Below are 13,944 nucleotides of genomic sequence, written 5' to 3' on the forward strand. Positions count from 1 at the left end.
ACCGGGGTGGCCGTGCTCGTCATGCGGTGACCGACGGCCTTGCTGCGGTGATCCGGCGCGCAGGCCGGTTCAGGCGGGCGTGACGTTTTCCGCCTGCGGGCCCTTCTGTCCCTGGGTGACGTCGAACTGGACCTTCTGGCCCTCGTTGAGCTCGCGGAATCCGCTGCTGGCAATGGCCGAGTAATGGACGAACACGTCGGGGCCGCCGCCGTCCTGCTCGATGAAGCCGAAGCCCTTTTCCGCGTTGAACCACTTCACAGTGCCGGTGGCCATGTCGATCTCCCTCATGAAAACGGGTAGCGAGCCCCACGTCGTGCGGGTCGACGGTGATTGTCCCTGCCCGATCGGGCAGGGACGGGCAGAAACGCCATGCCGGCGAAAGGACTTCAACCGACTGTTGTGTTGGGGACAGTCCACACCGAGCGTTCGTCGACAAGTGCTGCGCCACTCGGTGCATTTTGCCGACCGGCTCCGCAGGCCTGCGCCGGGGCGGGGTACCGCTGCTCGTATGGCTGGAATCGAACTCAAGAGTTCCGCATTCGACGACGGAGCGTTCATCCCGCGCCGCTATTCCAAGGACGGAGAAGACGTCTCCCCCGATCTGTCCTGGTCCGGTGTGCCCGACGGCACTTCAGAGCTGCTGTTGCTGTGTGAGGACCCCGACGCGCCCAGTGGGACCTTCATGCACTGGCTGGTCACAGGCATCGACCCCGCGAGCGACGGTGTGGAGGCCGGGCAGACGCCACGCGGCGGAAAGGAGCGGCTCAACGGCTTCGGCGACCGCGGGTGGGGCGGACCGCGCCCTCCCGCCGGCGACAAGGCGCATCGGTACTTCTTCCGCATCTACGCACTCCCGGAGCCGACCCCTCTGGACGACAAGGCGAGCGCCGCTGACGTGCACGCCGCAGTGGACGACCGGCAATTGGCCGACGGCACATTCTTCGGCCTCTACCAGCGCTGAGCGTCCCCCAATTCCAACTCCCCCACCTTCTGGTCCCCGCTCATTTCCCCCGTCGGCCGGATCCCGAGCCCCAGGTAGAAGCCCTCGGGGCCGTCGTCTCCCGGGAGCCAGGTGGTGGTGAGACGGGTGCCGCCGCGGCGGCGGATTTCATCGGCCACCGATTGGACGGCGAAGCGGCCGTAGCCGCGGCCCTGTTCGCCGGCCGCGATGTTGAGGCGCCACAGGCCCGAGCGGATGTCGGTGCCCTTGCCGTCGCCGGCGAAGTCTATGTCGATGAAGGCCATGAGGAAGCCGACGGGCCGGTCGCCGTCGAGGATGAGGCGAGGCCAGGCTGTGTCCGGGTTCACGTACGCCTCGGCCAGGGACTTCATGACGGGTGCGACCAGGTGCTCCTGGTCGGGGCGGACCTTCAGGCCGACAGCGGCGTCGAAGTTGTCGTCAGTGATCTTCGCCAGGCGGAGTGTCGTCGTCATGCCGAAACTGTAATCAGTTGGATCAAGTGATTTTTCAGGCTCGCCCCGTACGGCAGCGGGGAGGAAGGAGATCGGCATCCCGCGGGGCGAGATGCCGCAGATCTCCAAGGCTCCGGCAGGTGGGATCAGGTCTCGTCGTCCTCCGTACGCTCGCCTTCTGCCTGGGACGGAGTGGGTCTGGGAGTACTGGGGTGCTGCTCCTCGGCTGGATCGTCGTCCTCGCCCTCAGCCTGCGACGGGGTGGTGTACTCGTCGTACTCACTCATGACAAACACTCACTTTCAGTACGGATCGGCGTACGAAAAGTAGCGCAGTCGCCGGAGGTGGTGGCGCCGATCGCCCGGGCGACGTGCTGCGGATGGCTCAACGCCCGTGAGGGTGGTCAGCAACTGCCTCAGTTACGCGTGCGGGGCCTCTTCGGCCTCCCCCGCCTTCCGCTCCTCGGCGCTGCGCAGTACGCAGAACTCGCTGCCCTCGGGGTCCTCGAACACCACCCACCCCGTGCCGTCGGGACTGCGGCGATCCGCCACCACTTTCGCCCCCAGTTCCACCAGCCGCTCCACCTCGGCATCGCGCGAGATGTCCGGCTGGAGACACAGGTGCACCCGGTTCTTCACGGTCTTCGGCTCGGGCACGTCGGCGAAGTACAGGTGCACGCCGCTGGGCAGCTTGATGACCGCGACGTGGTCACCGGGCTCGTCGTCGTCGTTGAGCGGGTGTCCGACGACTTTGCTCCAGAACTGCGCAGTGTCATAGGCATGGGCGCAGTCGAAGGCGACGTTGAACAAGGACGAGGTCATGGGTTGAGCCCTTCTCTTTCTTCGTAGTTGGGCAGTTCAGGCCATCTTCTCGAAGCAATGCGTTCACCGATGCCACGGGCCCCCTGGAAACGCCGGTACTCGCGCAGGCCGGCCTCTACGATGAGCACTTCTGAGCACCGTCGGGGGAAGGAACCAGGGGCGTGGAGTTCAATCTCACGTTCAGCAACGACACGGCCGGCAACGGCACGCAGGACGCACACAGCCCCGACCTCGCCGAGTCCGCGACGTCGTTGTACCGCTGGCTGACAGCAGAACCCGAGCTGCGCGGCTGTGCGGACGTGACCACCAGGTCCGGGCAGCCGGGTCAGGGTCACATGGGCGGAGCCCTGGACATCGTCAACGTCGTGCTTGCCAACGGCATCGCGCTGGGCAGCCTGATCACCGCCGTCGTGACGTGGCGGGGCTCGCGTCCGCGTCCGCCTCAGGTGCGGCTCGAACGCAACGGTGTAGTGGTCACCCTGGAAGGCGCCTCGCCCGAAACGGTCGAGCAGATCCTCAAGCTCTGGAACGAGAACACCGGGCCCTCGCCCACCTCGACGGACGGAGACGGCGAGTAACCGTGGCCTTATTGTCGGACCCGGCTCACTCGGAAGCCGTGCTGGTGGGTGTCCATGACTACGCCGAAATGGAGAACCTGCCGGCGGTCGCCCGCAACCTGGAGGGGCTGCGGAATGCCCTGACCGATCCCGCGGTGTGGGGGCTGCCGGCCGGGGCATGCACGGTGATCTCGCAGCCCGCCAGTGCGGGGCACGTGCTGGACACCCTGCGGGAAAGGGCCCGCCGGGCCCAGGACACCTTGCTCGTCTACTACGCGGGACACGGCCTGACAGACCTTCACACCGACGAGCTGTATCTGGCCCTGCCCGACTCGGACCGCGAACGCGAGTACACCTCGCTGCGGTACGAGTATCTGCGCCGGGCAGTGCTGGACCCCCAGGCGCGTGCCCGCCGTACGGTGGTGATCCTCGACTGCTGCTACAGCGGACGCGCGCTGCTCGGCAGGATGAGCGCGAGCGCGCATATCGCGGATCAGGCCGTTGTTGAGGGTACGTGCCTGCTCACGGCCTCCGCCGAGACCCGTCCGGCGCTGGCCCCTCCCGGGGAGACGTACACCGCGTTCACCGGTGAGCTGATCGGCGCCCTGAACGAGGGCGTCCCGGGCAGGCCCGATCCGCTCGACATGGACACCCTCTACCGGCACCTTCATCGGAGGCTCGCCGGCAAGTCCCGACCGTTGCCGCAGCAGCGCAACCGGAACACGGGCGGCCTCATCGCCATCGCCCGTAACCGTGCCGCAGAGCCCGGGGCCGCCGCACCGCCCTTCGCGCCCGACCGGTCAAGCCTCATCTTCCGGCACAGGGAGGCCGAGATGCGGCTCGTACAGATGGAGAAGCGCGCAGAGCAGTTGCGTCTGGAGAACGAGGAGCTGCGCCAGGAGGCGGAACGCCGTGCCCGGCAGACGGTGGAGACGGCACAGCGCCTCGCGAACGCCGTGACGGCCCGTCCCGAACCGGAGTTCACGCTGTTCTGGTTCGCCGTACCGGTGCCGCGTCCGCTCATGGGCGAGGACGGCTCGCTGACACCAGTGGCAGAACTGGTACCGGGCACCTGGTACCTCGCCGTCGAACAACGCGGAAACGCCATCCTCGCCCAGACCCAGGACGGCCTCAGAGGATTCCTGCTCGACACCCACGGAATCCAGCGCGGCGACAGCGGCGTGGACGCGGCAGCAGCCGCAAAGTCGGGCTTCCAGCCGTTCTGGTTCGCCGTACCGGTGCCGTGTCCGCTGAAGGACCAGGACGGCTCACTGCCACCAGTGGCAGAACTGGCACCGGGCACCTGGTACCTCGCCGTCGAACAACGCGGAAACGCCATCCTCGCCCAGACCCAGGACGGCCTCAGAGGATTCCTGCTCGACACCCACGGAATCCAGCGCGGCGACAGCGGCGTGGCGGAAAACCGTGCCCAGCAGACCGTGCGCAAGGCGAAGCGCCTGGCCGGTGCGGTGGCCGCCTCTCCGGAGCCGGACTTCACGCTGTTCTGGTTCGCCGTACCGGAGCCCCAGCAGCTCCTGAGCGAGGACGGCTCACTGACACCAGTGGCAGAACTGGTACCAGGCACCTGGTACCTCGCCGTCGAACAACGCGGAAACGCCATCCTCGCCCAGACCCAGGACGGCCTCAGAGGACTGCTGCTCGACACCGACGGAATCCAGCGGGGCTGATCGCGTGGCCGCCCCGGAAAATTCTCGGAAGAATTCCGGGGAAGCTGTCGATTCGGCCGTCTCCCGTTCGACGCAAGGGTGAGAGGCAGGGACAGCCCCCGCCCTCCCGACCGAGGAGGTCACCATGCCGCGCTTCCTGACATTGATCCGCATCGACGAGCAGAACGTCCCCGCCGAGGGACCCAGCCTCGAGCTCATGGAGCGTATGGGCGCACTGCTCGAGGAGATCACCAAGGCCGGGGTCATGCTGGACACGGCGGGCCTCGCCCCGACCACCGAGGGCACCCGGGTCACCTGGTCCGGCGGCAAGCTCAGCTACACCGACGGGCCCTTCACCGAGAGCAAGGAAGTCATCGGGGGTTATTCCATCGTGCAGGCCAAGGACAAGGCCGAGGCCCTGGAGTGGACCAAGCGGTTCCTGCAGACCCACGAGGACTACTGGACCATCACGGCCGAGGTCCGCGAGATCGCCGAGGCCTGATCCGCCCGCGCTTGCCCCGCCCCGCCACCCCTGTTCTGATGGGTGGCCGTGACGGCAGCAAGCGCGACCGAGACGGTCGAAACGGTGTTCAGGATCGAGTCCGCGCGGATCATCGCAGGTGTCACCCGCATCGTGCGGGACATGGGCATCGCCGAGGAGCTCGCGCAGGACGCTCTGGTCGCCGCACTGGAGCAGTGGCCGGAGTCAGGTGTCCCGGACAAGCCGGGCGCCTGGCTCATGGCCACGGCCAAGCACCGCGCGATCGATCTCGTACGCCGCAAGGAGACGTACGCGCGCAAGCTGGCGGAGGTCGGGCGGACCCTGGAGGACATGCCTCCGCCCGATCCGGCCGACGCCACGGACCCCGAGGGCATCGACGACGATCTGCTGCGGTTGATCTTCACCGCCTGCCATCCCGTGCTGTCGACACAGGCGAGGATCGCGCTCGCGCTGAAGCTGCTGGGCGGGCTGACTACGGAGGAGATCGCCCGCGCGTTCCTGACGTCCGAGGCGACGGTCGCCCAGCGCATCGTGCGCGCGAAGCGCACGCTCGCCAAGGCCGGCGTCCCGTTCGAAGTCCCGTACGGCGCCGAGCGTGCCGCCCGCGTCTCGTCGGTCCTCGAAGTCATCTACCTCGTCTTCAACGAGGGGTACTCCGCGACGGCCGGCGACGACCTGGTGCGCCCGGCCCTGTGCGAGGACGCGCTCCGCCTGGTCCGCGTTCTGGCGGGCCTGATGCCCAAGGAGCCCGAAGTCCACGGCCTGGCCGCACTCCTGGAGTTCCAGGCCTCCCGTATCGCGGCCCGCACGGGCCCGGACGGCGAGCCGGTGCTGCTCGCCGACCAGAACCGGTCCAGATGGAACCGCATGCTCATCCGCCGTGGCATCGAGGCCCTGGAGCGCGCGGGCCACGGCCCGTACTCCGTCCAGGCCGCGATCGCCGCCTGCCACGCGCAGGCCGTCCGGTACGAGGACACGGACTGGGCGACGATCGCCGCGCTGTACGGCCGGCTGATGACGCTGACTCCGTCCCCGGTGGTCGAGTTGAACCGGGCGGTCGCCGTCTCCATGTCGGAGGGCCCCGCGGCCGGCCTGAAGCTGGTGGACGCCCTGGCGGACGAACCGGCCCTCAGTGCCTACCACTTGCTGCCGAGCGTCCGGGGGGATCTGCTGGAGCGCCTGGGGCGGGGCGAGGAAGCGCGCAGGGAATTCGAGAGGGCGGCGTCGCTGACCCGCAACGCACCTGAGCGGAAACTGCTCCTGGAGAGGGCCTCACACTCCGCGAAGTAAAGAACACTTGACATCGTGTTGAGGCTGCTTGACACTCCAGGGTGTCAGGTTTTCTTTACATGGGGAGCGAGTGAGCCGAGTGGCCTTCGAAGAGAAACGCGCCTGGAGCATGCTCCTGGTCACGGTCGCGTCGTACGCGGTCTACCTGGCGGTCGTCCTCGGGCGGCCCGGAGACGCACCCCTCGCCGACACGCCTTATGTGTCCGCGCTGCTGTGGACGGTCGGCGCGGCGATCGCCGCGTCCATCGTTCTCCACATCGCGCTGGCGACGTTCTCGCCCGAGGACGCGAACACCAAGGACCAGCGCGACCGGGAGATCCACCGCTTCGGCGAGCACATCGGACAGTCGTTCGTCGTGATCGGCGGCGTGGCCGGGCTCGCCCTGGCCATGGCCGACCTCGACCAGTTCTGGATCGCCAACGCGATCTACCTGGCGTTCGTCCTGTCGTCGCTGCTCGGATCCGTGACGAAGATCGTCTCGTACCGGCTGGGCTTCCACCCGTGGTGAAGCCGACCAGGGTCACCAACGCGATCCGAGCCCTGCGCTTCACCCACGGCGAGATGACGCAGGCCGAGCTCGCCGGCCGCATCGGCGTCTCCCGCCAGACCGTCATCGCCATCGAACAGGGCCGCTATTCACCCTCTCTGGAGATGGCCTTCCAGATCGCCCGTGTATTCGGTGTACCGCTCGACGCAGTGTTCCAGTACCCACACAACAACGCGGGAGAGACCCAATGAAGGCCATCACCCATGCCACCTACGGACCGTCGTCGGTGCTGCGCCTGGAAGAGATCGCTCAGCCGGTGCCCGGCAGCGGCGAGGTGCTCATACGGGTCCACGCGGCCGCCGTCGACCCGGGCGTCTGGCACCTCATGGCGGGCATGCCGTACCTGATCCGCGCCATGGGCTTCGGCCTGCGGGCGCCCAAGGACCGCGTCCGGGGCCAGGACCTCGCGGGGCGCGTGGAGGCTGTCGGTCCGGACGTCACCCGCTTCCGGCCGGGCGACGAGGTGTACGGCACCTGCGACGGGTCGTTCGCCGAGTACGCCTGCGCCAAGGAGGGCAACATCGCGCGGAAGCCGGCGAACCTCAGCTTCGAACAGGCGGCCGCCGTTCCGGTCTCTGCCTGCACCGCTCTTCAGGCCGTGCGCAACGCCGGACGGCTGAAGGCCGGTCAGACCGTCCTCGTGATTGGCGCGGGCGGCGGGATAGGCCACTTCGCCGTACAGCTGGCCAAGGCCTCCGGAGCCCACGTCACCGGCGTCTGCAGCGCCGCCAAGGCGGACCTGGTCCGCTCCGTCGGCGCCGACGAGGTCATCGACTACACACGCGAAGACCCCACCGACGGCGCCCGCCGCTACGACCTCGTCCTCGACACCGCCGGCAACCGCCCCCTCTCCGGACTCCGCCGCGCCCTCAACCCCCGCGGCACCCTCGTCATCATCGGCGGCGAGGGCGGCGGCAACTGGATCGGCGGCAACGACCGGCAGCTGCGGGCGCTGCTGATATCGCCGTTCATCGGCCAACGGCTCCGCGGGCTGGCGGCCATGGATCTGCCCCACACCGACCTTGAGGTCCTCACGGAGCTCATCGAGGCCGGCTCGGTGACACCGGTCATCGACCGGACCTACCCGCTGGCGGACGTCCCCGAAGCCATCAACTACCTGATGGAGGGGCACGTACTCGGCAAGATCGTCGTCAGCGTGTAGACCTCTCCGACGGACACGGGGCGGTGGGCCCGGCCTGGAAGGCCATGCGGGATCTTGCCGCCGAGTACGGGGACGAGAACGTACGCCTGGTGGTCTGGTTCGGCTGAGCCGGTCTCGCGAAAGAGGCGTGAGACCTGCTCAACCGCCGAGTCCACCGACCGTCGCGTCCAGGGTGCTCGCCGGAGCGGTCATGTCCAGCAGCCCGAGAAGCCCACGGGCCGCCGGGCTCGTGGACTCCTCCTGCGGCAGGGCCGTCACGCTGCTGTACGTCAGATGCTCCGCACCGGCCAGCGGTACGGCGCGCAGCCCCTTCGCCTCCGGTTTCCTCGCGAAGTGCTGGGGAACGAGCGCGACACCCAGCGACTCGTGGACCAGCTCCAGCAGGCTGTGTACGTCATTGACCTCCAGAGAGACCTGGCGGCCGATTCCGGCGGCGGCGAAAGCCGCGTCGCCGACCCTGCGCGGCCCCCAGTCGGAGTGGAAGTCGATGAACGGCTCGTCACGCAGCTCGTGCCAGGACACTTCCGCGGCTCCACCGAGCGCATGATCCCCGTGGCAGAGCAGCATCATCGGCTCGTCCGTGAGCGGCAGCATCCGTACGGTCCGGGGCGTGTCCCCGCAGTCGATGGCGAAAGCCAGGTCGAGCCGTCCGCTGCCGACCTCCTCGATGAGCTGCGCGGAGCCGGCCTGACGCAGCCGGATCTCCACCTGCGGATGCCGCTGGTTGAAGCGCGCCAGCAGCCCGGGGACATGCACACCCGCGATGCACTGCTCGGTGCCCAAGGTGAGCGTTCCGCGCAGGAGCCCCTGGACCGCGGCCACGGCGTCCTTGGCGGCGCGGGCGGCCGAGAGGGTGCGCCGCGCCTCGGCCAGCAACGCGCGCCCCGCTTCGGTCAGTCCGACCGAGCGAGTCGTACGGGCGAACAGCGCGGTGCCGAGTTCGCGCTCCAGTTCCCGCACGGAGGCCGACAGTCCGGACTGGGACACCATGAGCCTCTGTGCGGCCCTGGTGAAGTGGCACTCCTCGGCCACGGTGACGAAGTACTCAAGGTGTCGCAGCTCCATGATTCAGAAGGATAGCTTCTGGAACCCTTCGCATTCTTCTGTTGGACGGGATGAAGGCTGATCCGACACGCTGGGATACGCAGCGTCCCGGCGCCCCCGCAACCCGAGCCACACGCGCAGAGGAGACCAACGTGTACACCGCCCACCCCAGCCGGTACGACACCATGCCGTACCGCCGTATCGGCCGTAGTGGACTCAAACTCCCGGCACTCTCACTCGGCCTCTGGCACAACTTCGGAAGCGACCGCACCCTCGACACACAGCGCGAGATCCTGAGGTGCGCCTTCGACCTCGGGGTCACCCACTTCGACCTCGCCAACAACTACGGTCCCCCACCGGGAGAGGCCGAGACCGTTTTCGGGCGCCTCTTCGCCGAGGACTTCGCGCCGTACCGGGACGAGGTCGTCATCTCCACGAAGGCCGGACATCTGATGTGGCCGGGCCCCTACGGGGAGTGGGGCTCGCGGAAGTCCCTGCTCGCGTCGCTCGACCAGAGCCTGAGCCGGACGGGGCTCGACCATGTCGACATCTTCTACTCGCACCGTTTCGACCCGGACACGCCCCTGGATGAGACGATGGGTGCGCTGCACACCGCCGTCCAGCAGGGCAAAGCGCTCTACGCGGGCATCTCCAACTACCCCGTCGAGGAGACGCACAAGGCCGCGACGATCCTGCGCGAGCTCGGCACTCCCCTGCTGATCCATCAGCCTCGCTACTCGATGCTGGACCGCGCACCCGAGGACGGCCTGCTCGACACCCTGCGCGAGGTGGGAGCCGGAGCCATCGCCTACTCGCCGCTCGCCCAGGGACTTCTCACGGACCGCTACCTCGACGGTGTCCCCGAAGGCTCCCGCGCGGCCGGCACGAGCCCCTTCCTGACCGCGGAAGCGGTGACGGAACCGCTGGTGTCGCGCCTGCGGTCGCTGAATGAACTGGCAGCTGAGCGGGGCCAGTCACTGGCCCAGATGGCGCTCGCCTGGGTCCTGCGCGACGACACGGTGTCCTCCGCGGTCGTCGGTGCGAGCAGCGACCGGCAGTTGCGCAACAGCGTCGAGACCATCGCGCGGCTGGAGTTCGGCGAGGCCGAACTCCAGCGTATCGATGCGATTCTCTCCTCGCCGCCAGTCCCCGCCGTCTGAACCGGCGGAGCTGCTTACGAGAGGTTTGCGTCTACGGGAGGTTGTGAACGTGCGGGCCGACCGCGTTGGACCAGGCGTTGCCGGCCTTCGCGTCCCAGTTCGTGGACCAGGTCATCGCACCGCGCAGGCTCGGGTAGGTCGTGGACGGCTTGAAGGATCCGCAGTTGGTACCACGGGTCAGGCAGTCCAGGGCGTTGTTGACGATCGTGGGCGAGACATAGCCGCTGCCCGCACCGCTCGTCGATGCCGGTACGCCGAGCCCTACCTGGGACGGTGCCAGGCCGCCTTCCAGCTGGATGCAGGCGAGCGCGGTGAGGAAGTCCACCGAGCCCTGGGAGTAGACCTTGCCGTCGCAGCCCAGCATCGAACCACTGTTGTAGTACTGCATGTTGACGACGGTCAGGATGTCCTTGATGTTGAGCGCCGTCTTGAAGTACTCGTTCGAGGTCGACTGCATGTCGATGGTCTGCGGCGCCATGGTGATGACCAGGCCGGATCCCGCCTTTTGTGACAGCGAACGCAACGCCTGTGTCATGTACGTGGAGTTGAGGCCGTTCTCCAGGTCGATGTCGACGCCGTTGAAGCCGTACTCCTGCATCAGCGCATGCACCGAGTTCGCGAAGTTCGTCGCGGAGGCCGCGCTGTTGACGGTGATTGTGCCCTTCTCGCCGCCGATCGAGATGATGACCGACTTGCCGGCGGCCTTCTTGGCCGCGACATCGGCCTTGAACTGGGCGACGGTGTAGCCGCCGAGCCCTGCCGAGTCGAGGTTGAAAGTGACCGCACCCGGTGTGGCGGTCGCGTCGGCGAAGGAGACCGCGATGATGTCGTACTGCGCCTGTACGTCGCTCAGCTTCTGGACGGTCGCGCCGTTGTTGAAGTTCTGCCAGTAGCCGGTCAGTGCGTGCTTCGGCACGTTGGGGTTGCCCGGGTCGCCGCCTCCGCCCGTGGTCGTGCCGGTGACGGCCGCCGACTTCGCGGACTCGCCCGCCGCGTTGGTCGCGGACACCTGGAACTGGTACGACGTCGAGGCGCTGAGCCCTGTCACGGTGGCCGACGTCCCGGATGCGGCCTGGACCTTGGTGCCGTTCCGGTAGACGTTGTAGCCGGTCGCGCCCGACACGCCGTTCCACGACAGGGCGACGGACGATGCCGTGGTCGCTCCGACTGCGAGCCCGCTGGGCACGGCGGGGATGCCGGGCTCGGGGTCGGTGCCCCCGCCGCCGTCGGGCCCGACGACGGTCAGGTCGTCGGCGTGGTAGGCGGGCTGGCCGTACCAGCCGTGCGTGTAGACGGTGACGGAGGTCGTGTTCGCCCCGGTCGTGAAGGTGGTGGTGAGCTGCTGCCAGCCCGAGGCGCCGGGTGTCCAGGTGGACACATCGGTCGTGCCGGTGCCGCCGGCGCCCAGGTAGACGTACGAGCCCTGCACCCACGCGCTCAGCACGTACGTCGAGTTGGGCTTGACCGCGACTGTCTGCGAACACTTGGCGTTGTCCTGCCCGGCCGGGGTCGCCTTGAGGGCAGCCGCCCCGCCGTGCACGGGGCTGGACACTGTGGCCCCGCTACCGGCCGTGCACGTCCAGTTGGCGAGTCCGGACTCGAAGCCGCCGTTCTTGGCGACGTTGACGTCGGCCGCCTGAGCGCTTCCTGTCAGTCCGGCAACGCCGAGCGCGGATGCGGCGACCACCGCCAGTGCTCTGGCGAACCATCTTCGTGAGCGTGTGGTGCGGTCCACTACTGCCTCCGGTGGGGGTATGGCGAGAGGGGGTGCACGAGACAACGGTGGCCACCGTTGCCGTAAAAATGGTCCAGACCAACGGAGTTGTCAAGACCTCTGCCACCGACCGTCGGAGGCACCCGGCCACTCCACGACCCGCCTCGGAAGAGTGCTCTGCCGTCACCGGATTCCCACCACAACACAACAAACCGTAGGCTGCCCCTCAACGGTCACCGATCACCACGCTCAGCAGTGGGCCGGAATCAGAAAGGCAACACCATGAATTCCACAACCAGCACACCGGGCAGCGTCGCGACTACCACAGCACTACTGCAGGCGGAACTTCCCCGGCTGGAAGAGCAGCAGCAGTCGCTGGAGTCAGAACTCGCCGCAGTGACCGAACGGTTGGAATCCGTACGCACCGCGCTCGGCGCTCTGCAGGCGCTGTCCCTCGCACCGGAAGTCCAGGAACCGGCCCCCCAGCCCGAGCCGGAGGCCAAGCCCGCCCCGTCCGCGAGCACCGAGGCCGAACTCGTCACCGGCCCCAAGGCGTCCTCCGGTGCGAAGCGGAAGAGCGCGGAAGCGCCTGCCAAGCAGAAGCAGCGCCCGGCGAAGAAGGCCGCCCAGTCGAAGGCCGCCCCGGCGAAGAGCGTCAAGGCGAAGCCCGCGAAGAAGACGGCACCGCCCGCGATGCCGGCCCAGGCCGGCGAGAGCCTCACCGAGCAGATCGCGGCGTTCCTCGCCAAGTCCGGCGAGAGCCCCGTCCGCGCCCGCGACGTCGCAGAAGCGCTGGGACGCGACGAATCCGCCAACAGCATCAACGCCGTACGCAGCACACTCGACCGCCTCGTCGCCACCTCCAGGGCACACCGCGCCGGCCGCGGCCTCTACCAGGCACCCGCCAACTGACCCCACCGAGGGCCCGGCTCGGCAAGGAAGGAGTTCGGCCACCACCGTGGGCTGCCGCCTCGACGGCGTCCGGCAGGCACAGCATGATGACGCGATGCGCTTTCTCATTCTCGGTGGGACGGCCTTCCTCGGTCGCGCCGTTGCCCGGCACGCGCTCGCGGCCGGGCATGACGTCACCTGTGTCGCTCGCGGCTCGTCCGGCAGCCCGGTCGCCGGCGTGCGCTTCGTCCGGGCGGACCGCGACGACCCTGACGGCCTGAGCGTTCTGGAAGGGGAGTTCGACGCGGTGGTGGACGTCACTCGCCGCCCGAGTCACGTACGCCATGCGTTGGGTTCGCTCGCCGGTCGCGTCGGACACTTCACCTTCGTGTCGACCGGATCGGTGTATTCGGACAACGCGACGCCCGGCCAGCGTGCGAACACCGCACCCCTGGTCGCTCCCGCGCCGCCGGAGGCGGACGACCCCGGTCTGGATCCGGCCGTCTACGGTCCGTGCAAGGTGACCTGCGAGCAGCTCGTACGGGACGCCTTGGAACCCGGCCGGGTGTTTGTCTGCCGGGCCGGGCTCGTCGTAGGACCGGAAGATCCGCTGGGACGCTTCGACTACTGGCTCAGGAGAGTTGGCGCTTCGGCCTCGTTACGGGCCTTGACGGGAAAGCTCTTCGCGATCCGAGGCGGTGAGATCCTTGTCCCCGGCGCACCGGAGGACCTCGTCCAGTTCATCGACGTCCGTGGCCTGGCCGCGTGGATCGTCGAAGCCGGCGAGCAAGGACTGACCGGCACGTTCGACGGCATCGGGGCTCCGATGACCTGGCAGACGTTCCTGACCGGGCTGGCCGACGGCGACATCACCCTCACCTGCGTGCCTCAGGATTTCCTCTTCGAGCAGCGGGTCGCGCCGTGGGCCGGGCCACGGTCGCTGCCGATGTGGCTGCCGCTCCCCCAGTGCGCGGGCTTCATGAGCCGCGACGTCACCCCGTCGCTGGCGGCCGGGCTGCGCTCACGGCCGTTGGCCGAGACCGCTCGCGACACCGCCGGACGCCTGCGCGGTACCGGCCACGCGATCGCACTCACGGCGGCGGAGGAGGCCGACGTACTCAGGGCCTGGAACGCCAGTCTCGAACCCGGGCCCGTTATGAAATCGCAGGTTTGAAA

The 13,944-nt window shown here is 68.4% G+C and carries 16 protein-coding genes and 2 pseudogenes; 12 read left to right on the plus strand and 6 right to left on the minus strand.

All coding sequences use genetic code 11. The features are described from left to right. Positions 1-69: 69 nt before the first annotated feature. Positions 70-273, minus strand: coding sequence for a cold-shock protein (locus tag J7I98_RS18110; RefSeq protein WP_214921753.1), 204 nt, complete (start codon positions 271-273; stop codon positions 70-72). 235 nt (positions 274-508) lie between these two features. On the opposite strand from J7I98_RS18110, the gene J7I98_RS18115 reads away from it, so the two are divergent. After that, a complete protein-coding gene (locus tag J7I98_RS18115) occupies positions 509-961 on the plus strand; it encodes a YbhB/YbcL family Raf kinase inhibitor-like protein (RefSeq protein ID WP_214921754.1) in 453 nt (150 codons plus the stop codon). Here the strand turns inward: J7I98_RS18115 and J7I98_RS18120 are convergent. From J7I98_RS18120 to J7I98_RS18130, 3 genes are all read right to left on the minus strand, one after another. Further along, positions 949-1,434, minus strand: a complete 486-nt coding sequence (locus J7I98_RS18120) for a GNAT family N-acetyltransferase (RefSeq protein ID WP_214921755.1) — start codon at positions 1,432-1,434, stop codon at positions 949-951. The genes J7I98_RS18115 and J7I98_RS18120 overlap by 13 nt on opposite strands. Before the next feature lie 125 nt (positions 1,435-1,559). Further along, positions 1,560-1,700 carry a hypothetical protein gene (locus tag J7I98_RS18125; protein ID WP_214921756.1) on the minus strand — a complete coding sequence of 47 codons (141 nt, stop codon included), beginning with the start codon at positions 1,698-1,700 and terminating at the stop codon, positions 1,560-1,562. 132 nt (positions 1,701-1,832) lie between these two features. Beyond that, positions 1,833-2,234, minus strand: coding sequence for a VOC family protein (locus tag J7I98_RS18130; protein WP_214921757.1), 402 nt, complete (start codon positions 2,232-2,234; stop codon positions 1,833-1,835). A 161-nt stretch (positions 2,235-2,395) separates the two neighbouring features. Here J7I98_RS18130 and J7I98_RS18135 point away from each other — a divergent pair, with 161 nt between their 5' ends. The 8 genes and pseudogenes from J7I98_RS18135 to J7I98_RS18165 all read left to right on the plus strand — a co-directional run bounded on the left by J7I98_RS18135 (position 2,396) and on the right by J7I98_RS18165 (position 7,959). Beyond that, positions 2,396-2,812, plus strand: a complete 417-nt coding sequence (locus J7I98_RS18135) for a hypothetical protein (protein ID WP_308377845.1) — start codon at positions 2,396-2,398, stop codon at positions 2,810-2,812. Between the two features lie 44 nt (positions 2,813-2,856). Beyond that, positions 2,857-3,474, plus strand: a pseudogene (locus J7I98_RS41080) (caspase domain-containing protein); the annotation flags it as partial. Between the two features lie 297 nt (positions 3,475-3,771). After that, positions 3,772-3,963 (plus strand): annotated as a pseudogene (locus J7I98_RS42915) (hypothetical protein); the annotation flags it as partial. Positions 3,964-4,603: 640 nt separating this feature from the next. Continuing rightward, positions 4,604-4,960 (plus strand): YciI family protein, encoded by a 357-nt coding sequence (locus J7I98_RS18145; protein WP_214921759.1) that lies wholly within the window; start codon positions 4,604-4,606, stop codon positions 4,958-4,960. Between the two features lie 48 nt (positions 4,961-5,008). Continuing rightward, on the plus strand, positions 5,009-6,250 hold the full coding sequence (locus J7I98_RS18150; RefSeq protein ID WP_214921760.1) for an RNA polymerase sigma factor: 1,242 nt from the start codon (positions 5,009-5,011) through the stop codon (positions 6,248-6,250). A 70-nt stretch (positions 6,251-6,320) separates the two neighbouring features. Further along, positions 6,321-6,758 carry a hypothetical protein gene (locus J7I98_RS18155; RefSeq protein ID WP_308377846.1) on the plus strand — a complete coding sequence of 146 codons (438 nt, stop codon included), beginning with the start codon at positions 6,321-6,323 and terminating at the stop codon, positions 6,756-6,758. Beyond that, entirely contained in the window at positions 6,752-6,988 is a 237-nt protein-coding gene (locus J7I98_RS18160) for a helix-turn-helix transcriptional regulator (protein WP_214921761.1), read from the plus strand. Before J7I98_RS18155 ends, J7I98_RS18160 begins: the two co-directional genes overlap by 7 nt. Further along, positions 6,985-7,959: an NAD(P)-dependent alcohol dehydrogenase gene (locus J7I98_RS18165; RefSeq protein ID WP_214921762.1), complete on the plus strand. Its 975-nt coding sequence runs from the start codon at positions 6,985-6,987 to the stop codon at positions 7,957-7,959. Before J7I98_RS18160 ends, J7I98_RS18165 begins: the two co-directional genes overlap by 4 nt. 138 nt (positions 7,960-8,097) lie before the next feature. On the opposite strand, the gene J7I98_RS18170 is transcribed toward J7I98_RS18165, so the two are convergent. Further along, positions 8,098-9,024, minus strand: coding sequence for a LysR family transcriptional regulator (locus tag J7I98_RS18170; RefSeq protein WP_214921763.1), 927 nt, complete (start codon positions 9,022-9,024; stop codon positions 8,098-8,100). 131 nt (positions 9,025-9,155) lie between these two features. Between J7I98_RS18170 and J7I98_RS18175 the strand changes: the two genes are divergently transcribed. Then, positions 9,156-10,163: an aldo/keto reductase gene (locus tag J7I98_RS18175; RefSeq protein WP_308377847.1), complete on the plus strand. Its 1,008-nt coding sequence runs from the start codon at positions 9,156-9,158 to the stop codon at positions 10,161-10,163. Between the two features lie 31 nt (positions 10,164-10,194). Here J7I98_RS18175 and J7I98_RS18180 read toward each other — a convergent pair whose 3' ends face one another. Beyond that, entirely contained in the window at positions 10,195-11,898 is a 1,704-nt protein-coding gene (locus J7I98_RS18180) for a glycoside hydrolase family 18 protein (protein WP_308377848.1), read from the minus strand. 261 nt (positions 11,899-12,159) lie between these two features. Here J7I98_RS18180 and J7I98_RS18185 point away from each other — a divergent pair, with 261 nt between their 5' ends. Both J7I98_RS18185 and J7I98_RS18190 read left to right on the plus strand, forming a co-directional pair. Further along, positions 12,160-12,789: a hypothetical protein gene (locus J7I98_RS18185; protein ID WP_214921765.1), complete on the plus strand. Its 630-nt coding sequence runs from the start codon at positions 12,160-12,162 to the stop codon at positions 12,787-12,789. 94 nt (positions 12,790-12,883) lie between these two features. After that, the gene (locus tag J7I98_RS18190) at positions 12,884-13,942 is read left to right on the plus strand and encodes an NAD-dependent epimerase/dehydratase family protein (RefSeq protein ID WP_214921766.1); all 1,059 of its coding nucleotides are present in this window, start codon (positions 12,884-12,886) and stop codon (positions 13,940-13,942) included. The last annotated feature ends 2 nt before the right edge of the window (positions 13,943-13,944 follow it).

Source organism: Streptomyces sp. ISL-98 (assembly GCF_018614055.1).
Classification (GTDB): Bacteria; Actinomycetota; Actinomycetes; order Streptomycetales; family Streptomycetaceae; genus Streptomyces; species Streptomyces spiramyceticus.

Bases quoted from the DNA above. Each gene is read 5' to 3' on its own strand.
- J7I98_RS18110 (WP_214921753.1), bottom strand. From the start codon at position 273: ATGGCCACCGGCACTGTGAAGTGGTTCAACGCGGAAAAGGGCTTCGGC.
- J7I98_RS18115 (WP_214921754.1), top strand. From the start codon at position 509: ATGGCTGGAATCGAACTCAAGAGTTCCGCATTCGACGACGGAGCGTTC.
- J7I98_RS18120 (WP_214921755.1), bottom strand. From the start codon at position 1,434: ATGACGACGACACTCCGCCTGGCGAAGATCACTGACGACAACTTCGAC.
- J7I98_RS18125 (WP_214921756.1), bottom strand. From the start codon at position 1,700: ATGAGTGAGTACGACGAGTACACCACCCCGTCGCAGGCTGAGGGCGAG.
- J7I98_RS18130 (WP_214921757.1), bottom strand. From the start codon at position 2,234: ATGACCTCGTCCTTGTTCAACGTCGCCTTCGACTGCGCCCATGCCTAT.
- J7I98_RS18145 (WP_214921759.1), top strand. From the start codon at position 4,604: ATGCCGCGCTTCCTGACATTGATCCGCATCGACGAGCAGAACGTCCCC.
- J7I98_RS18165 (WP_214921762.1), top strand. From the start codon at position 6,985: ATGAAGGCCATCACCCATGCCACCTACGGACCGTCGTCGGTGCTGCGC.
- J7I98_RS18170 (WP_214921763.1), bottom strand. From the start codon at position 9,024: ATGGAGCTGCGACACCTTGAGTACTTCGTCACCGTGGCCGAGGAGTGC.
- J7I98_RS18185 (WP_214921765.1), top strand. From the start codon at position 12,160: ATGAATTCCACAACCAGCACACCGGGCAGCGTCGCGACTACCACAGCA.
- J7I98_RS18190 (WP_214921766.1), top strand. From the start codon at position 12,884: ATGCGCTTTCTCATTCTCGGTGGGACGGCCTTCCTCGGTCGCGCCGTT.